Source organism: Endozoicomonas elysicola, assembly GCF_000710775.1.
GTDB lineage: Bacteria > Pseudomonadota > Gammaproteobacteria > Pseudomonadales > Endozoicomonadaceae > Endozoicomonas > Endozoicomonas elysicola.
Genome location: NZ_JOJP01000001.1, coordinates 5145197 through 5165568 on the forward strand (window position 1 = coordinate 5145197; position 20372 = coordinate 5165568).

Annotated in this window: 15 protein-coding genes and 1 tRNA gene; 5 read left to right on the forward strand and 11 right to left on the reverse strand. The window is 49.9% G+C overall.

What is annotated here, in order from left to right; all coding sequences use genetic code 11:
- The first annotated feature begins 35 nt into the window (after positions 1 to 35).
- Positions 36 to 3173 (forward strand): hypothetical protein, encoded by a 3138-nt coding sequence (locus tag GV64_RS21665; RefSeq protein WP_034844452.1) that lies wholly within the window; start codon positions 36 to 38, stop codon positions 3171 to 3173.
- A 170-nt stretch (positions 3174 to 3343) separates the two neighbouring features.
- On the opposite strand, the gene GV64_RS21670 is transcribed toward GV64_RS21665, so the two are convergent.
- From GV64_RS21670 to tsaD, 3 genes are all read right to left on the reverse strand, one after another.
- Complete coding sequence (locus GV64_RS21670; RefSeq protein ID WP_020582357.1) at positions 3344 to 3730, reverse strand: 2-amino-4-hydroxy-6-hydroxymethyldihydropteridine diphosphokinase; 387 nt, start codon at positions 3728 to 3730, stop codon at positions 3344 to 3346.
- A 15-nt stretch (positions 3731 to 3745) separates the two neighbouring features.
- Positions 3746 to 4117 carry a dihydroneopterin aldolase gene (folB, locus tag GV64_RS21675; RefSeq protein ID WP_020582358.1) on the reverse strand — a complete coding sequence of 124 codons (372 nt, stop codon included), beginning with the start codon at positions 4115 to 4117 and terminating at the stop codon, positions 3746 to 3748.
- Positions 4118 to 4252: 135 nt separating this feature from the next.
- Positions 4253 to 5290 carry a tRNA (adenosine(37)-N6)-threonylcarbamoyltransferase complex transferase subunit TsaD gene (gene tsaD / locus GV64_RS21680; RefSeq protein ID WP_020582359.1) on the reverse strand — a complete coding sequence of 346 codons (1038 nt, stop codon included), beginning with the start codon at positions 5288 to 5290 and terminating at the stop codon, positions 4253 to 4255.
- Between the two features lie 529 nt (positions 5291 to 5819).
- Between tsaD and rpsU the strand changes: the two genes are divergently transcribed.
- The 4 genes from rpsU to rpoD all read left to right on the forward strand — a co-directional run bounded on the left by rpsU (position 5820) and on the right by rpoD (position 10688).
- Entirely contained in the window at positions 5820 to 6035 is a 216-nt protein-coding gene (rpsU, locus tag GV64_RS21685) for a 30S ribosomal protein S21 (RefSeq protein WP_020582360.1), read from the forward strand.
- A 94-nt stretch (positions 6036 to 6129) separates the two neighbouring features.
- Positions 6130 to 6579, forward strand: a complete 450-nt coding sequence (locus GV64_RS21690; RefSeq protein WP_020582361.1) for a GatB/YqeY domain-containing protein — start codon at positions 6130 to 6132, stop codon at positions 6577 to 6579.
- A 67-nt stretch (positions 6580 to 6646) separates the two neighbouring features.
- On the forward strand, positions 6647 to 8605 hold the full coding sequence (dnaG, locus tag GV64_RS21695; protein WP_020582362.1) for a DNA primase: 1959 nt from the start codon (positions 6647 to 6649) through the stop codon (positions 8603 to 8605).
- Positions 8606 to 8858: 253 nt separating this feature from the next.
- Entirely contained in the window at positions 8859 to 10688 is a 1830-nt protein-coding gene (rpoD, locus tag GV64_RS21700; RefSeq protein ID WP_020582363.1) for an RNA polymerase sigma factor RpoD, read from the forward strand.
- A 138-nt stretch (positions 10689 to 10826) separates the two neighbouring features.
- Here the strand turns inward: rpoD and pnp are convergent, their stop codons facing one another.
- From pnp to GV64_RS21745, 8 genes are all read right to left on the reverse strand, one after another.
- Entirely contained in the window at positions 10827 to 12959 is a 2133-nt protein-coding gene (pnp, locus tag GV64_RS21705; protein ID WP_020582364.1) for a polyribonucleotide nucleotidyltransferase, read from the reverse strand.
- 353 nt (positions 12960 to 13312) lie between these two features.
- Positions 13313 to 13582, reverse strand: a complete 270-nt coding sequence (gene rpsO, locus GV64_RS21715) for a 30S ribosomal protein S15 (RefSeq protein ID WP_020582366.1) — start codon at positions 13580 to 13582, stop codon at positions 13313 to 13315.
- 152 nt (positions 13583 to 13734) lie between these two features.
- A complete protein-coding gene (gene truB, locus GV64_RS21720) occupies positions 13735 to 14811 on the reverse strand; it encodes a tRNA pseudouridine(55) synthase TruB (RefSeq protein ID WP_020582367.1) in 1077 nt (358 codons plus the stop codon).
- Positions 14812 to 14814: 3 nt separating this feature from the next.
- Positions 14815 to 15210, reverse strand: a complete 396-nt coding sequence (gene rbfA / locus GV64_RS21725) for a 30S ribosome-binding factor RbfA (RefSeq protein ID WP_020582368.1) — start codon at positions 15208 to 15210, stop codon at positions 14815 to 14817.
- A gap of 145 nt (positions 15211 to 15355) precedes the next feature.
- Complete coding sequence (gene infB, locus GV64_RS21730) at positions 15356 to 17932, reverse strand: translation initiation factor IF-2 (protein ID WP_020582369.1); 2577 nt, start codon at positions 17930 to 17932, stop codon at positions 15356 to 15358.
- A 26-nt stretch (positions 17933 to 17958) separates the two neighbouring features.
- Entirely contained in the window at positions 17959 to 19452 is a 1494-nt protein-coding gene (nusA, locus tag GV64_RS21735) for a transcription termination factor NusA (protein WP_020582370.1), read from the reverse strand.
- 90 nt (positions 19453 to 19542) lie between these two features.
- Positions 19543 to 20001, reverse strand: a complete 459-nt coding sequence (gene rimP / locus GV64_RS21740) for a ribosome maturation factor RimP (RefSeq protein ID WP_020582371.1) — start codon at positions 19999 to 20001, stop codon at positions 19543 to 19545.
- A gap of 134 nt (positions 20002 to 20135) precedes the next feature.
- Positions 20136 to 20212: transfer RNA gene (locus GV64_RS21745), tRNA-Met, on the reverse strand.
- Positions 20213 to 20372 lie beyond the last annotated feature (160 nt).

Sequence of the window (20372 nt, forward strand, 5' to 3'; positions counted from 1 at the left end):
ATAAACACAACCAAACTGAATAAGGACATATTACCATGGCAAACCAAGCTCCAACTGCTGGAGGAACACCTGCGGTTACTACAGCACAGCTGCCCCAGCCTGTCCCACAGAGCAACCAAAATATGCAGCAGAATTCTGCTGTTATGAACCAAAAACAAGTGACATTTGCTACACCGGTAGCTCAGACTGTCCAGTCTGTAACCGGACCTGCAGATGCCGCAACTCAAACGGAACCAGCTCTATCTATAGGCCAGCGCATCGCCGCGCCGTTTAAAAGCGCCTACAATTATATGTTTGGTGGCAAGCCAGCACAGAGTGCTACTGGTGGCCAACAAACTACCCAGACTGCGCCTGCTCAGACCATGACTAATGGTCAGCCTACTCAAGCTGCTCCTGCTCAGACCACTACTACTGGTCAGCCTGCTCAAGCTGCTCCTGCTCAGACCACTACTACTGGTCAGCCTGCTCAAGCTGCACCTGCCCAGACCATGACTAATGGTCAGCCTGCCCAAGCTGCACCTGCTCCGACCACAACGACTGGTCAGACTACTCAGGCTGCACCTGCCCAGACCATGACTAATGGTCAGCCTGCCCAAGCTGCACCTGCTCCGACCACAACGACTGGTCAGACTACTCAGGCTGCACCTGCTCCGACCACAACGACTGGTCAGACTACTCAGGCTGCACCTGCTCCGACCACAACGACTGGTCAGACTACTCAGGCTGCACCTGCTCCGACCACAACGACTGGTCAGACTACTCAGGCTGCACCTGCTCCGACCACAACGACTGGTCAGACTACTACGACTGGTCAGCCTGCTCAAACTGCACCAGCAGCAACTAATGGGACCAGCACGCCTACCGCAGAGACTAAGAAGACTGTTGTAGAATTCCACAAGCCTAGCTGGAAAGAGCGCTTTGTTACTGCATTAAAAACCGTTGGTTCATACATTGCTGCACCGTTTAAATTCGCAGCTAAAGTCATTGATTTCCTGGTATGGAAGCCACTGAAGAACTATGTCATCACCCCGATTTACGTTGGATTCCTCTATATCTTCAACCGTGCAAAGTATGATGCACGAAAGATGGGTCAGGAAGCTGAGGCTAACAAAGCTGCCCATGAGCTTAAGCAGGCTAATGATCGTGCATTAGAAAACGAGTGTATCAATCTGGCTCGGGCTCGACTTGATGACGTTACCACTCAACTCATGTACACAAGACTGGCCGCCAAGTACGGTGTTGACGCCGAAGATGTCAAGAAAAGGGTTGAGTCACACAAGCCTCGTACGAATACGAATAAAGAGTTCCATACGAAACTTGCAGATGGCAGCCTTGCCCTGATGAAACAAGTTGGCGTGGACCCTGAGACCGGTGAAAAGCAATACAGAACCCATACTGTACTCAAAGCTACAGACCAGGTTCTGGATGCTGACAGAGCAGACGTTGCCAAAAGACTGGGTAATGATTCAAACCCAGAGCTCAGAAAGCAGTTGGATGAGTACAATAAGGCAGTAGAAGCTCACGCTAAGGCAATGGCAGAACATGCCAAAGCTGTTAAGAAGGCCGAGAAGAAAGGCGAGCCTGCTCCAGCAGCGCCTGTACTGACTGCCACGGCTCCTGTATTCAAATGTACAGATAAGAGCGTGATTGAGGCGTACAACAACACAAGTCCAAAGCATCTCGAGAACGTTAAGGCAAAAGCAGCCGCGCTGGATAATGAACTGATCAAGATGAGAGCTGAATTCAAGGAAGCTCATCCTGACGGACATGATCACAACTACGTTATTCACAGTGAACAACATAAGGTCGAGCTGGAAGGCACTCTGAAGGAGCTCCAAAAGGCTCTACAGGAGCAGCAGGCAGAATTGGCCAAGTATCAAGCCCAAGGGGATAATCATCCGATGGTTCCATCAATTAATGAAGGAATCACCGAGCAGAAAAGAAGGATCAATATCCTTGAGCGTAATCTGGCCATCTATCCAAAAGAGCGCGAACTCTTTGCTGTTCGTAAAGAAATTAGTGATCTTGAGGTGGTTACTCCTGTTTATCAAAAGCAGATGGCTGAAGATGTTCTCGATCGCCAAAACCGCGACCGCCTGAACACCAAGGACTGGAAGGCTCCTGTTACCAAGGATGAGAGCGGAAACGCCACTAACGATCCGAAGAAAATCACCCATTCGGAAAGAACGTTTGAGCAGATGATGACTCCGGAATACAACGGAAGGAAAATGCCAAACCCTGTTCCTTACAAAGACCAGAAAGGCGAGAGCTGGAGTAAGACAAGCCCCGAACAGCGTCCATATGGTAGCTATATGGCGGTTAAAGGTGAAGATGGGAAAATCCTGAAAGATCGCGAAGGCAATGTCGCGGACTGGGAAGCAGCTGCTGGCCAGCTTAAAAATCACTGGGTTGTTAAGCATAGTTATGTCAATGGTAAGCATGAGGGTTACGATAAGTACACGCTCACTGTCAAAAAGCCAGAAGCCACAGTTTATTATGAGCCAACGATTCCCAATGATGGAAAGCCAGCTGCTCCCTTAACTGAGGAGGACAACCAGGACATAGCTAAGCTCCAGCAGTGGGTAAACAAACCTGGCCAGGAGAAAATAGACCCAGAAGGCCTGCCTGCTGTGCCTACTCCCCCTGCGCCAAAACCAACTATTGTAAAGGAGCTTGAGAAAAACCTGGACCTCTTGGTTAAAGAGATGGAACCGGGCAGACGGCACTCATTCTCTCTGACGACTGAAAACCTGGCACGTCATAATAAAATGGTCGGTGTCCCCGACCAGCGAAAGACAGCAGCTTCGTTGCCTGATTCACTTGATAGGAGGGATTTGGGTGAAGGGTTTAACACAATGCTTACCCTCCCTTTCTATGCTGATGCATTTGAACCAAATAAAGCTGGGGAAAAAGTGCGCCTAAAGCTTGAAGCCAAAGAACAGCGCCGCCAAGCATATCAGCAGAAGCAGGAAAAGCTCAAAATGGAAGCTGAAATTGGCGAGACCATGGCGGGAGTGGATAAATGGGTTGCTGATGTGGACGGTTCCAACAGTGGAGTAAAAGAGCCTGTTATCGAGCCTATCATCGTACCTGAAGTAGTTACGACGAAAAGTGCCTGGAAAGAACTCGAAGAAAATCTTATTCAGCTAGAGGGGTTCCTTGAGCAAATGTAAATATAGAGAGTATCCCCCCGGGCAGTGAGTAACCCGGGGTTAAACAACATCGGTTTATAGCCATGTTTTATCAGGCTAACCCCCTGAAATACTCTGGCCGTCTTTTAAAGACGGCCTTTTTTTGTGCTTTTTTCCTGAAGAAACGCAAGGGTATCGGAAGTCCTATTCATTCAGATATCATGACATAACAAGCCAACGACTAAAGGCCGAAACCAAGGCTCCTTTATCTGGTTTACACTATCTTCCGTTGGCTGCTCCCCAGTGCAGTCGAAGGCCAGTAAAAGGTCAATATCGGCAGCACAGAGATTCTGATTCCGATCTCTTCCCAGTTGTTTCTCGAGCGCCTTGCACCACAGCAACAATGCTTCAACATGAATATCTGACTCAAAGCAGACAACCCCGTTCATATAGTCAGGTCCTTCAACACCGATGGCTTTGGTCGTCACCAGTTCACTGACCCTGACCTTGTCAAATGCCTGCTTTATTGAGGCGATCATTTGGCGGCACTTGTACTCTGCGTTTAGGTTTGAGCCAATACCAAGAACATAAACAGTCACTATGGATTCTCTTCTTTAGTGGCCCTGCCCCACCATTTGCGAACGGGTTCTTTCACACCAGACAGTAGCAAGTGCATTCGTCAGCGCCTGGGGCTTACGGATGGTCACAGCCACTGTATCCACAGGGTAATGTTCCATCAGCAGCGTGATGATACCGCCAGCCAGTGCCTCAATCAGCTGGTATCGTGACGCTTCACAAAATGCCCTCACTCGCTGGGTAATGGCATCGTAATCCAGGGCATCCTGCAGGTCGTCACTGGTAAACGCCCTGGTAAAATCAGTAGTCAGTTCCAGGTCCAGTATTAATGACTGGGGTGCTTCATGTTCAAACTCATAAACACCGATAACGGCTTGAGTTTCAATGGCTTCTATTCGGACTTTATCCATGGGGCATGGCTCATTATTCTTTAACCTCAAAGACACGGAAACATAAGGGCTTTGCCGTTCTGAATCCATCGTACCTATTACTCCCACACTCAGCGGGAATATCTGATCTGTGCATCATGATCCATTCTTGTGAACTTAGCTGACCGGCTCAAGCTGCTCCATTGGCCAGCGGGGTACTGGCACCACTTCCGGACCATCACTTTGCCCTGCTAACAATCGCTGACAGCCCGCGTAAGCAATCATAGCCCCATTATCAGTACAGAACTGAGGGCGAGCATAACGTAATACGGCCCCCTCTTTCTCAACCATGGCTTCCAGTGCTGCCCTCAGTGATTTATTGGCACTCACACCACCGGCAATAATCAGCTGCTTCATACCGGTCTGCTGCAGTGCCCGGCGGCACTTGATGGTCAGCGTTGCCACAACAGCCTCTTCAAATGCCCTGGCGATATCAGCACGGTCCTGCTCAGCCAGCTCAGTGACTCCCGCTTCTTGCTTGCACTTTGCAACGGTATTAAGGGTAAACGTTTTCAAACCACTGAAACTGAAATCCAGACCAGGACGATCAGTCATCGGCCGTGGAAAACGAAATCGTCCTTCCTGACCTTGTTCAGCCAGCCGCGCAATAGCAGGACCACCGGGGTAATCCAGCCCCAGCATGGCAGCAACTTTATCAAAGGCTTCACCTGCAGCATCATCCACAGACTCCCCCAGCAGACGATATCGACCAATACCACCCACCTGCACCAGCTGAGTGTGGCCGCCGGATACCAGCAGAGCAACAAATGGAAAGTCCACAGGTGTTTCTTCCAGCATCGGGGCCAGCAGATGGCCTTCCATATGGTGCACTCCCACTGATGGTATGCCCCAGGCCCAGGCCAGTGCCTTACCAATACAGGCACCAACCATCAAAGCCCCAACCAGTCCAGGGCCACGGGTGTAGGCAACAGCATCGATTTGTTCCTTGCTGATACCGGCCTGATCCAATACTTCATTGATCAGGGGCAAAACTCTCTGGATATGATCCCTGGATGCAAGTTCAGGCACTACACCACCGTAATCGATGTGCATATCAATCTGGCTGAACAGGGCATCACTCAGCAGGCCTTTCTGGCTGTCATAGAGGGCAATACCGGTTTCATCGCAGGAAGTTTCTATCCCGAGAACAATCATTTAACAAACCTGTGCAAGAAATGTCTGTAGTAAGCACCCACCATTTTCTGGTTCATTGAGCACTTAGAGACCACCTGAAAAGTCTGTGCGTGGCGAGGGCGTGGAAAATGAGGGTAAAAAATCGCTTCTGTGTGAGGAGAATAGTGGTTCTATTTAACGAACAAAAGCGATTTTTTAGACCCATTTGCTACGTTCGAAGTAGCCACATGACCTTTCAAGCGGTCTCTTTATTTCAGGGAGAAGAATCATACGCCAAGCCGGCGTTTTTTGCATTTTTGTTGAATAAGCTTTAAAATTCGCGCCCTTGAAAAACTGCGACTAATCTGTCTTGTTAGAGTGAGTATTAACGTCCCGCTTTGAGTAAAGCACCGTCTTTATATAGAGCGAAAATTAGTAATCACAGGGGCGGATCATCGCATTCGCGCAGCATTGGCTGTAATCCAGCCATGAGTTTTTTTAGCCTGTAGTCATACCGACTTTGGCGGATTCATGGTCAACAACTTGTTATTAAAAGGAAGGTGATCTCTGCATGCCTGCTGTTAAAGTTAAAGAGAATGAACCGTTTGACGTAGCCCTGCGCCGTTTCAAGCGCTCTTGTGAAAAAGCTGGTATCCTGGCTGAAGTTCGTCGTCGTGAGCACTACGAAAAGCCAACTACCGTTCGCAAGCGCAAGGCCGCTGCTGCTGTTAAGCGTCATCTTAAAAAACTGCAGCGCGAGCAGCGTCGTCGTGAGCGTCTGTATTGATCCATTGACTTCACGGTCTATTGAATCAATCGTATGATTTACTCTTTGACCTGAATAAGCTTCAGACCCATTTAAGCGAATAAAGGAACGTGTCATGAGTGATTGCATTGTCAGGGACCAACTGACAGAAGCCATGAAGGAAGCCATGCGCAATCGCGACAAGTCACGACTGGGTACTATCCGTTTGGCTCTGGCCGAACTGAAGCGAATTGAGATCGATGAAAAATCATTAGACGATCAACGTGCCCTGGCAGTACTGGACAAAATGGTAAAGCAACGTCGCGATGCCATTGAACAGTTCGAGTCTGCCGGGCGCACGGATCTAGCTGATCAGGAAAAGCTGGAGCTTAACGTTCTTGCCGACTTTCTCCCCACACCGCTTTCTGAATCCGAAATCACTGAACTGGTCGACCTTGCCATTACAAGCACCGGCGCATCCAGTATGGCCGACATGGGCAAAGTGATGGGCATTGTCAAACCACAGGCTCAAGGCCGGGCTGACATGTCATCCATCAGCAAAATTGTTAAATCCCGATTAGGCTGACACTCACCCAGACGGGTGATAAACTCAATTCATTAATCGCATTCTGTTTCAGGCGCAGCGCTCTATTATGGCCGGACGGATTCCTCAATATTTTATTGATGACCTACTCACCCGCATTGATATTATTGATGTCATCGATCACCGGGTTAAGCTGAAAAAAACTGGCCGCAACTACTCCGCCTGCTGTCCTTTTCACAAAGAGAAAACACCATCCTTTACGGTCAGCCCGGACAAACAGTTTTATTACTGCTTTGGCTGTGGAGCCAGCGGCAATGCACTCGGCTTCGTAATGGATCACGACCACCTGGATTTTCCGGAAGCCATAGACACACTGGCCGGACAACTTGGACTTGAAGTCCCCAGGGAAGAAAACTCACAAAAGCAACGCGGCCCGGATCACAGCGAACTCTACAACCTGATGGATCGATCTGTTGATTTTTACAGCCGTCAGTTAAAGCAGCACGAGCAATCGCCACGAGCATCCCTATATCTGAAAAACCGCGGCCTTGATCAGCAGACCTGCCAGCACTTTGCTATCGGTTTTGCACCACCGGGGTGGGACAACCTGAAAAAAGAACTGGCCACATCGCCAGAAAAAGAACAGCAGCTGATCACCACAGGCATGCTGGTCAAAAACGAAGATCGCAACACAATATATGACCGCTTTCGCGACCGCATTATTTTCCCCATCCGGGATAGTAGAGGTCGCTACATCGCCTTTGGCGGCCGTGTCCTGGGAGATGAAAAGCCCAAATACCTTAACTCCCCTGAATCCCCCATTTTCCATAAAGGGAAAGAGCTCTATGGCCTCTTTGAAGCTCGACAAGCGAACCGTAAGCTGAGTCGAATTCTGGTGGTCGAAGGCTATATGGATGTCGTCGCCCTTTCACAACAGGGCATCACGAACGCAGTGGCGACATTAGGAACTGCAACGACCCCTGATCATATGCTGAGGTTGTTTAAAGTCGTTCCCGAAGTGGTTTTCTGTTTTGATGGCGACGATGCTGGCCGGAGGGCTGCATGGAGAGCCCTGGAGTCGACCCTCCCCAATATGCAGGATGGCCGCCAGGCTCGCTTCCTATTCCTCCCCCAGGGAGAAGACCCGGATAGCATGGTGCGCCAAGAAGGTGCCGAGCACTTTATTGAGCGCATTAAAAACCAGGCCATCAGCCTGGACAACTTACTATTCAGAGAGCTGGAAGCAGATCTGGACCTGAGCACTATGGATGGCCGCGCCCGCCTTGCCAAACTGGCACAGCCTTACATCGACAAGTTACCAGAAGGCCTTTTCCGCCAACTCCTCCTGAAAAAGCTCTCGGACCATACAGGGCTGGATACTCACTACCTGGAAGCTCACTTTCAGGAGAGCATTCGTACCAAAGAGCAACCTGCCACTACTCGGCCGCCAGAACCGGAGCATTACGATTCATCAAACAACTATGGAGAAATCTCCCATAGTGGGCATTATGAGCCTTGCCCACCTCATGATGCTGGCTACAGCGAGCCACAGTACACATCAGGACAGCAGCAACGCCATAGTGCGCCGACCATTGCTCGCAACTCGGCAAGGCTGGCAACCTCTGGTTATGCCATACGACAGCTACTTTGTAATCCAGAGTTCGCTCAGGAAACACTAGAGCCATTCGATGATCTACAACTGGAAAACGACGGTGATAGTCAATTACTGATCGATCTCTTGAAAATACTCAAGAAAAATCCGACACTGAAAACCAGCACCCTGATTGCCCAATGGTATGGCACCGAAAAAGGCGAACGCCTGCAGGCCTTAGCTGCTTTGGATCACGGCACTACAGCACACCGGGATGAGTTTCTGGAAACACTGACCAGCATTCGCAAAAAAGCGGGACTAAACCTTCAGCAGAATCAATATAAAAACCTTCTGCAAAGTCTTCAGAATAAGAAACCAGGACAGCTGGACGAAGATCTTCGAAGGCAATTTCGTGAACTACAGGAGCAACTAAGACGACAAAAGCTGGGGGTAAATAGTGATGCACAAAAAAAATAACTGCACAACAAAAAATATTAGGTATACTTGAATTTCACTGTGTCCCGTGGAACTGCATTATTGGCCACATTTCTAATTCAAACCCGGTCTGAAAACACCAAGGAAAGGTAACCCGCGTCATGGAATGCATTCCGGTGCCTCGTCCAACTAAGTCGGGCCGCTGCCCTGTGGTACTTTACCCAGTTTATGAGCTATAATTGCCTGCTTACGTTTTTTTGTCCGGTTCGTCAATATCCGCTGTTAAAGGGTTGATATGTCAGCTAATTCGCAACAACAATCCAGATTAAAAGAGCTTATCGCCCGTGGTAAGGAACAGGGGTACCTGACTTACGCGGAGGTTAATGACCATCTTCCGGAAGATATTTCCGATCCTGATCAGGTGGAAGACATTATCCGCATGATCAATGACATGGGTATCAGCGTCTACGAGACCGCTCCAGATGCTGACACCCTGCTCATGGCTGAAGCCGACACTGATGAAGCCGCTGCTGAAGAAGCGGCTGCGGCACTCGCCGCTGTTGAGCAGGAGGCTGGCAGAACTACTGACCCGGTGCGTATGTATATGCGCGAAATGGGTACGGTAGAACTATTAACCCGTGAAGGCGAGATTCAAATTGCCAAGCGCATCGAGGAAGGCTGGCGTGAAGTCATGTCTGCGCTGGCTCAATTCCCAGGCTCAGCCCAGATTGTTCTCGATGAGTACGATCGTCTTACTGAAGAAGAAGGACGCCTGACGGATATCATCAGTGGCTATATTGACCCCGATGATGATACCCCTATCGCGCCGCCCACCATCGAAGAGGTAACGATCGATGAAGACATCGACGATGATGGTGAGAATGATGATGAAGATAGCGAAGAGGACGAAGCCGATAGTGGCCTTGATCCTGAAGAAGCCAAAGAGCGTTTCACTCTTCTGAGAGAAGCCCTGGAAAAGACTACAGCAATCATCGCCAGTCATGGGCGTGAAAACAGCCAGGCCGCCCTGACTGAACTGGCTGAAGCCTTTATGCCTCTGAAACTGGTTCCGCGCCTCTTCGACATGCTGGTTTTCAGAATCCGCAATGCGGTCGAGCGTATTCGCGACAACGAACGCTCTGTCATGCAACTGTGTGTTCGTAAATCAAAAATGCCGCGTAAAATTTTCCTGAAGGCATTCCCAGGTAACGAGACCAATCTTGAATGGATCGACGAACTCGCTAGCGGTAGTGGTGGTTATGCTGAAGCCCTTCAGAATTATCGTGACGAGATAATTCGCGCCCAGAAGAAACTAACCAACATTGAAAAGGAGTTTGGTCTCTCCCTGGTTCAGATAAAAGACATCAATCGTAAGATGTCTCTTGGCGAAGCTCGTGCTCGTCGAGCCAAAAAAGAGATGGTAGAAGCCAACCTTCGTCTGGTTATTTCCATTGCCAAGAAATACACCAACCGGGGCCTGCAATTCCTTGATCTGATCCAGGAAGGCAATATCGGCCTAATGAAGGCTGTGGACAAGTTTGAGTATCGTCGCGGTTACAAGTTCTCAACTTATGCCACTTGGTGGATTCGTCAGGCAATTACCCGCTCTATTGCAGACCAGGCTCGTACCATCCGAATACCGGTTCACATGATTGAAACCATCAATAAGCTGAACCGGATCTCCAGGCAGATGCTGCAGGAGATGGGACGCGAACCTACGCCGGAAGAGCTGGCTATCCGCATGGAAATGCCCGAGGACAAAATCCGTAAGGTTCTAAAGATTTCCAAAGAGCCAATCTCAATGGAAACCCCCATCGGTGATGACGAAGACTCACACCTGGGTGACTTCATTGAAGACGCCACTATGCAGTCTCCAATTGACCGCGCAACTGGCGAAGGCCTTAGAGAGTCTACCCGGACAGTGCTGGCCGGTTTGACCGCCCGTGAAGCCAAGGTATTAAGAATGCGCTTTGGGATCGATATGAACACTGACCATACCCTGGAAGAGGTAGGTAAGCAGTTCGACGTTACCCGTGAGCGTATCCGCCAGATTGAAGCGAAGGCCCTGAGAAAATTGCGCCATCCAACTCGATCCGACCACCTCCGAAGCTTCCTTGATGAGTAATCATCAGGCATAAAAAAAGCACCGAAAGGTGCTTTTTTTTGAGCTAAAGAACACCGCTTTAACCACAAAGACGCAAAGGAAAAAGCAAAAATCTTTTATTCCCTAGCATCTTTGCGATTCTAAAGCCCTTATTCGCTCTTACTCAGAAACCGCAGCAGCCTGCTGTTCTTTAATACGAGCCACTTCCTTCATACTCAGCTTGATACGACCACGGTTGTCGAGATCCATAACGACAACTTCAAGCTTCTGACCCATCTTAACGTAGTCAGCAACATTCTCAACGCGGTGATCCGCAATCTGGGAAATATGCACCAGACCGTCCTGACCAGGCAAAATATTTACGAAGGCACCAAACTCTACAATTCGAGTAACAACCCCTTCATAGATCTTACCAATCTCAGCCTCAGCCGTTACACCATAGACACGATCATAAGCCGCCTGACAGGCTTCACGCGTTTCCGCATAAATCTTAACAGTGCCATCATCAGCAATATCTACAGACGCACCGGTATCTTCACAGATAGAACGAATGGTCGCACCACCCTTACCAATAACATCACGGATTTTGTCCTGATCGATCTTCACAGTCATGGTCATTGGCGCATTAGGTGATAACTCACTGCGAGAAGTAGCAATCACCTTATTCATCTCCGCCAGAATATGCAGACGAGCCTGCAAAGCCTGATTCAGAGCAATATCCATGATCTCTTCTGTGATACCGGCAATCTTGATATCCATCTGCAGAGCAGTCACACCGTGAGCAGTACCCGCCACTTTGAAGTCCATATCACCAAGATGATCTTCATCACCCAGAATATCGGTCAGAACGGCAAAGCGCTCCCCTTCCTTAACCAGACCCATGGCAATACCAGCCACTGGCGCTTTCAAAGGCACACCAGCATCCATCAATGCCAGAGAAGAACCACAGACAGATGCCATTGAGCTGGAGCCATTGGACTCAGTGATTTCAGAAACCACTCGAATGGTGTATGGAAACTCTTCATCAGTTGGCAGAACAGCCTGAATACCACGACGAGCCAGACGGCCATGACCAATTTCACGACGCCCTGGAGGCCCCATGCGACCGCACTCGCCCACAGAGAATGGAGGGAAGTTGTAGTGCAGCATGAAAGGATCACGACTTTCGCCTTCGAGCGCATCAATAAACTGCGCATCTCGGGCAGTACCGAGAGTCGTTGTAACGATGGCCTGAGTTTCACCACGGGTAAACAGAGCAGAACCATGGGTCTTTTTCAAAAGACCAACTTCTACATTAATTGGGCGAACCGTTTTAGTGTCACGACCATCAATCCGTGGCTGACCACTAATAATATTGCCGCGAACGACAGACTTTTCTAACTTGCTGAAGTAAGTCTGAACATCATCAGCACAAAACTTACCTTCTTCTTCACCGACCAGCGTTGCTTCAGCTTCATTACGAAGGGCTGACAGCGTGTTGGTGCGATCCTGCTTGATGGTAACGGCATAAGCATCACGAATTTTCTGCTCAAATGCAGCAGCAACCGCTTCTTTAACGGCTGTTTTTTCAGCTTCAGGCTGCCAGTCCCAGGCAGGCTTGCCAACTTCAGCAGCAAACTCTTGAATAGCCTGAATAGCTACCTGATATTCCTGCTGAGCAAAAAGAACCGCCCCCAGCATTTCGTCTTCGGTGAGCTCCTGAGCTTCTGATTCAACCATCAGCACCGCATCATGAGTACCGGCAACCACCATGTCCAGCTCAGATTTTTTCAACTGCTCGAAAGAGGGGTTCAGAATATAACCCTCATCTTCAGTGAAGCCTACACGGGCAGCACCCACAGGGCCGGCAAAAGGAATGCCGGAGATAGACAGCGCCGCAAAGGTAGCAATCATACCCAGAATGTCCGGATCATTTTTCTTATCAACAGACATTACTGTGATGATCACCTGAACCTCATTCATGAAACCTTTCGGAAACAGAGGACGGATAGGTCGATCAATCAAACGAGAGGTCAGTGTTTCTTTCTCACTAGCCTTCCCTTCACGCTTCAAAAAGCCACCAGGAATCTTACCGGCAGCATACACCTTTTCCTGATAATGAACCGATAATGGGAAAAAATCCTGACCCGGACGGGCGCTTTTAGCACCAACAACGGTTGCCAGAACCTGTAATTCACCCATAGATGCCAGAACAGCACCTGATGCCTGACGGGCCACACGCCCGGTTTCCAGAGTTACGGTTTGATCACCGAACTGGAAGGATTTTGCAAATGCTTTTGGAGCAATACTCACGTTATTTTCCTTTATAGCCAAACGTTATTACCCCCACCCGCATCCACACTGTCATAGAGATGGATGCAATCCACAAACTTCTACAAAAACCGGCTAAATACTCTCAACCTTACTGAAGCCTCTGAATTGCACCCCATGCAGACAGAGTGCAGGCATGGGCAACCTTTCGTACCAACTACCCCCAAAGAATCCAATATACTTCTGGATACAAGAAGAATAATCAGTATCAGGCTTAAATTTATCAGCCTGTAAATAACAAAACACCGCCAGCCACATATTATGCAGCTCGCGGTGCCTTGACTGAGGGAGGTGATATCAAGACACCACCACCCCTTTATGAACGCATCTAATGATCAGCGACGCAGACCCAGACGCTGGATCAGAGAACGGTAACGTTCAACGTCCTTACGCTTCAGGTAGTCCAGCAGATTACGACGCTGGTTTACCATGCGAATCAGACCACGACGAGAGTGGTGATCCTTATGGTTCGCCTTGAAGTGCCCCTGCAGGCCTTCAATGTTAGCGGTCAGCAGAGCCACCTGAACTTCAGGGGAACCAGTATCGCCTTCAGCGCGAGCGAATTCCTTCAGGATTCCAGCTTTCTTTTCAGCAGTCAAAGCCATTGTTCAATCTCCAAATAATATGCAATACAGAAAACCGGCATGACCGCGCATATTTACAGCCAGCCATTTAAACAAGCGACGAATTCTATCACTATGTTGCGAACGCGTCCAAAAAAACCGTGCCTGGGTGGCCATTCAGTGGCACTGCAAACTCAACCTTTAATCAGACGCTTTGGTGCAACCAGACCATCATCCGTAATTTCACCAATCCCAAGAAATACCAAGCCCTCAACACCCTCAGCCACACCGTAGATACGCACATTACCACTGGTGGGCGCTTGAGGTACCTGAACCGGGTTTCCCTGGGAAATATAGTAGCTACTGGTCTCTCCAAGCTTTACCTGAGGCCAGTCACTGACCGCGCTATCCTGCGTCAACAAGAGACCATCGATAACCCGGTCACCGGCTTTATTTCGAGCCCGCGACAGTTCTTTCAGGCGCTCAGACTGAGACTTCTCCATACGGTCACGCCCCAACTCATCAGCCAGACCGGACAATTCTGCAAATTCAATGCGTTCTTCAACATTCAGAGCGGTATCACGAGCGTCATCGCGCATAGCCGCAAGCTCATCCAGAGAATAAGCCTGATGCTCAGTGTAAGGCCCTGCCTTAAGACGCTTGAGCTCAGCAACATGCCCAAGACAGCCAAGCGCCTCACCAATGTCCTCAACCAGAGTGCGAATATAGGTTCCCTTAGTACAATCGACCTCGAAAACGCACTCATCCCCATCGAAATCCAACAACTCAAGACGATGAATGGTAATCGTTCGAGCAGGGCGCTCAATTTCAATACCTTCACGAGCATACTCGTACAGAGGCCTGCCGTTATGCTTGAGCGCTGAGAACATACTGGGTACTTGCTCAATCTCACCACGGAACTGCTGTAAGATAGCCTCAACATCAGAGCGAGTAACCGTCACAGGACGCTCATCCACTATCTCACCTTCACGATCACCGGTGGTGGTTCTAGCCCCCATCTTCATGGTGGTTCGATAGGACTTATCTGAATCCAGAAGGTACTGGGAAAACTTGGTTGCCTCACCCAGGCAGATAGGCAAAACGCCGGTTGCCAACGGATCAAGGCTACCCGTATGCCCCGCCTTGGCTGCATTAAACAGACGTTTTACCCGCTGAAGCACTTCATTGGAAGACGCCCCATAAACCTTATCTACAACAATGATACCGTCAACTGGACGGCCACGGTTAACGCGTCGACCTCTTCTGGCCATGACTTACTCCTCAGAACCTTCTATGCCTTTACCCGCTTGAGCGTCTTTAGCAACAGCCTCATCAATCAACGAAGAAAGGTAAGCTCCCCGCTGCAGACTGCTGTCATAGTAGAAGCGAAGCTGGGGGGTAAATCTCAACTTTATCGCCCGAGCAAGCTGTGAGCGCAAAAAGCCCGCAGCCTGACCCAGTATTTTCAGAGATTGATCTATTCTTTCCTGCTCATCAACCCCAAGAAAAGAAACATAAACATCAGCGAACGCCAAGTCCCTGCTTACCTCAACGGCACTGACGGTGACCATACCAAGACGAGGGTCTTTCATTTCCAGCTGAATAAGCTGAGCCAGCTCTTTTTGAATCTGCTCCGCTACTCGCTGCTTACGACTGTACTCTTTAGCCATTGGAAAATTACTCCAGAGCAAACCACAAAGGCACAAAGGCACAAAGCAGCCTTTTCTCTTTGTGACTTTGTGCCTTTGTGATTCTTAAAAAAACCCGCGGGTCAGGCCGCGGGTTTTATTTTATTAATTCAGGCCTTAAGACGAATTAAAGCGTACGCTGAACTTCAATCGTCTTGTATACCTCAATCTTGTCGCCGGGCTTAACATCGTTGTAGTTCTTAACAGCAATACCACACTCCATACCGTTACGAACTTCACTGACATCGTCCTTGTATCGACGCAGAGACTCCAGCTCACCTTCGAAAATCACCACGTTTTCACGCAGCACACGAATACGGTCATTCCGGTAAATAGTCCCCTCGATAACCATGCTACCCGCAACCGCACCAAACTTCGGCGAACGGAAGACTTCACGGACCTCGGCAACACCGACAATCTGCTCACGGGTATCAGACCCGAGCATACCGGTCAGCGCTTTTCTGACATCGTCGATGATGTCATAGATAACGCTGTAGTAACGCAGGTCCAGCTCTTCAGATTCAATAACTTTACGGGCAGTAGCATCAGCACGAACGTTAAAGCCAACAATAACCGCATTGGAAGCAAGGGCCAGGTTCGCATCAGTTTCAGTAATACCGCCAACACCGCTGGAGATAACTCTGACTTCAACTTCTTCATTGCCCTGCTCTTGCAGCGAGCTGGTCAGCGCCTCAAGAGAACCCCGAACATCCGCCTTAAGCACAATATTCAGCTTCTTCGTCTCTTCAGTACCCATTCTGGAGAAAACATTCTCCATCTTGGAGGCCTGTTGACGAGCCAGCTTAACTTCACGGAATTTACCCTGACGGAAGAGTGCAATTTCGCGAGCCTTACGCTCATCACGAACCACCAGCATTTCATCACCGGCATCCGGAGTACCATCCAAGCCCAGGATCTCTACCGGAATAGAAGGACCCGCAGCCTTGATTGGCCTGCCATCTTCATCCAGCATGGCACGAACACGCCCGAACTGCTGACCCACCAGGATATTATCACCCTGATTCAACATGCCTGCCTGAACCAGTACAGTTGCCACAGGTCCGCGCCCCTTATCCAGACGAGACTCAACAACAACCCCCCTGGCCGGACCTTCATCAGGCGCAGTCAATTCAAGCACTTCAGCCTGAAGAATCACTGCTTCCAGCAGCTCTTCCACACCCTGACCTGTCAAAGCAGACACTGGCATAAACTGAGTATCACCACCCCACTCTTCAGGGATGACATCACGAGCAGACAGCTCATTTTTAACACGGTCTGGGTCAGCGTCTTCTTTATCCATCTTATTGACGGCGACCACAATCGGAACACCAGCGGCTTTTGCGTGCTGAACCGCTTCTTCGGTCTGAGGCATTACACCGTCATCCGCAGCAACAACAAGAATAACAATATCCGTTGCCTTGGCTCCACGAGCACGCATGGCAGTAAATGCGGCGTGCCCCGGGGTATCCAGGAAGGACACCATGCCTCGATCCGTTTCTACATGATAAGCACCAATGTGCTGGGTAATACCACCCGCCTCACCAGCCTGAACACGACTCTTACGGATATAATCCAGTAGCGATGTCTTACCATGGTCAACGTGACCCATAACGGTAACAACCGGTGCACGAGGCTTGGCTTCATAACCCGTCTCAACATCCTGATTGTCAATCAGCGTATCTTCGATCGCATCCGCCTTGGTCAGCTTATATGTGTGGCCCATCTCTTCAACCACAATACTGGCAGTTTCCTGATCGATAACCTGGTTAATGGTTACCATCGAGCCCATTTTGAACATGGCCTTGATTACATCTGCCGCTTTTACTGCCATTTTATTGGCCAGCTCAGCAACAGTGATCGTTTCCGGAATGGAAACCTCTCTTAACACAGGGGCTGTCGGCTTGGTAAAACCATGAGCCATGGATTCAGGCGCAATGCGTGCAAACTTGCGACTACCACCACGACGATCTTCACGCTCATTACGACCACCGCGTCGACGAGGCTGATCATCATTATCATTACGACGATCTTTGCCTTTAGTAGCGCGCTTGTTACGAGACTTACGATCATCAGCCGGGGCCGGAGGGGCATCACCAAAGGATGGCGCCGCTGCACCTGGAGCACCACTCGGACGAGGACCACGATCACCCGCTGGACGAGGACCACGATCACCCGCTGGACGAGGACCACGATCACCCGAAGGACGGGGAGCGCGATCACCCGCTGAACGAGGACCACGATCACCCGAAGGGCGGGGAGCGCGATCACCAGCTGGACGAGCACCACGATCATCTCTCTGACCGCGATCATCCCTACGCTGTCCACGATCATCCTGCCTTCTATCAGTCTGCGGAGCACTGGCCTGACCAGCCTCATCCGCCTTCTGCTCTTCGGCATCACGCTTAACGTATGTACGCTTTTTACGTACCTCTACGTTAACTACCTTATTCTTACCAGTACTGCCGCCCGAAACCTTCATACGGCTGACAGTCTTACGCTTCAGCGTAATCTTGGTTGGTTCAGAACCGGTACCAGCATCACCATGAGCTTGCTTCAGGTGGGCCAGCAGCTGCTGTTTTTCTGCATCGGACACAGACTCTTTGCCGCTGTTTTTAGTCAGACCAGCGTCTTTCATCTGCTGCAACAACCGCTCCACTGGAGCGCCGACCACTGCCGCGAGTTGCTCTACGGTTACATCTGCCATTCACACTTCTCCTCTCAGTGGCCCGCTCAGTTACCCGCTTCTTCAAACCACGGTTTCCGCGCCGTCATGATCAGCTCACCAGCCCGATCTTCATTCAACCCTTCAATGTCCAGAAGGTCATCGATCGACTGTTCTGCCAGATCTTCCATCGTGACAACACCGCGACTGGCCAGCTCGTATGCCAGATCTTGCTCCATACCTTCCATATTCAGAAGGTCATCAGCAGGCTGCACACCGTCGAGCTTTTCTTCCTGGGCAATGGCCTGAGTCAATAACTGATCCTTGGCCCTTGAGCGCAACTGTTCGACAATATCTTCATCAAAGCCTTCAATGGCCAACATCTCCTCCAGGGGAACATATGCAATCTCTTCCATGGAGGTAAAACCTTCTTCAACCAACAGCTCAGCCAGATCGGCATCAACATCCAGTCGGTCAACAAAGGTCTGAACGACCTTACCTGCTTCCTGCTGCTGCTTTTCGGCCGCTGCTTCTTCCGTCATAACATTCAGCACCCAGCCCGTTAACTCACTGGCCAGACGAACATTCTGTCCACCACGACCAATAGCCTGAGCCAGATTGTCTTCACTGACAGCGATATCCATCGTGCCTTTATCTTCATCGACAACAATGGAGGCGACTTCTGCTGGCTGCATGGCATTAATGACATACTGAACCGGATTATCATCGTAAAGAACGATATCAACCCGTTCATTACCCAGCTCACCAGAGACCGCCTGAACCCGAGCGCCGCGCATACCAACACAGGCACCCACCGGATCAATACGCCCATCATTGGTTTTAACTGCAATCTTGGCCCGAGATCCCGGATCCCTAGCAGCGCCACGAATCTCAATAACCTCTTCAGAAATTTCCGGAACCTCGATATGAAACAGCTCCACCAACATGGCAGGCGCTGTTCTGGAAAGCATCAACTGTGGACCACGGCCTTCCGTTGACACCTCCTGTAGCAGCGCACGAACATGCGCCCCCATTCTGAAGTTTTCCCGAGGCAACGTCTGATCTTTCTTTAAAACTGCTTCAGCATTATTACCCAGATCAACAATAATACTGTCCCGGGTCGTTTTCTTGACGGTACCGGAAACCAGGGAGCCCATCTTATCGCGGTACTGCTCAACCATCTGAATGCGCTCAGCTTCGCGTACCTTTTGGACAATGACCTGCTTGGCGGTCTGAGCAGCAATACGCCCAAAGCCTACAGACTCAACCGGCTCTTCCCAGATGCTGCCTATTTCCAGGGACTCATCCTGCTCCTTGCCTTCATCCAACGTCAGATGCATGCCGGCGAATTCAAAATCCTCATCAGCAACTACAGTCCAGCGACGGAAAGTATCGTACTCTCCACTGGCTCGGTTGATCGCCACCCGGATATCCACTTCGGTTTCATACCGCTTTTTGGTCGCTGTCGCCAGAGCGGTTTCCAGCGCCTCAAAGATAACTTCGGGCGGTACTCCCTTCTCATTGGATACGGACTCTACGACCAACAGAATCTCTTTACTCATACTCTGCCTCGCCTATGCTGAACCAGTCCATGCCTACGCCAACACACCCCTGGCCACTAACCGGGATATCCGCCCAGCCTGAAGGATAATTCAGTCGAACTGTGGTATCACCTGCGCCTTCTCGATACTCTCGACAGGCAGCAGAAGCTCATGGCCATCGGCCTCTATAACGACATCCTGATCTTCAATTCCCTTGATGATGCCCCGATACTTTCTACGGCCTTCAAAAGGCACTCTCAGGCGCAAACTGACCATATGGCCAGCCATCATCTCATACTGCTCAAGCCGAAACAGCGGCCTGTCCAATCCCGGAGAAGATACTTCCAGGGTATATTCATCCGCAATTGGGTCTTCTACATCCATAACAGCACTCACCTGACGACTGACTTTTTCACAATCATCAAGAGCAATGCCATTCTCTGCATCGATAAAAACCCGAAGCAGTGAATTCCGCCCACGGGAAACAAACTCAATACCCCAGAGACGGTAATCAAGCGACTCCACGATCGGCTCGATAAGTGCCTCCAGCTGCGACTGCTTACCTGCCACGACTGAATACCTGCTAAAAAAAACAAAAAAAGGGCTATAAAGCCCCATACATTTGCACAATGACCAGATCGGCCATCACACATCAATTACTCGCTACCTAATAAAAAACCCCGCAAAGGGGGTTTTCATGGGTTTGGTAGCGGGGGCTGGATTCGAACCAACGACCTTCGGGTTATGAGCCCGACGAGCTACCAGGCTGCTCCACCCCGCATCAAAGTGTTCATCAGTATACTGCGGCAAGAGCCAGCTGACAACCTCTCCCAAACATCAAATCCACGGTTTTTTCAAGTACTGAAAGCGCCGGATATTCGATCTAAGAAACTTGAAGAAACAATATGTTAACCAGTAATGGTAAAACTCTATTCCATAAA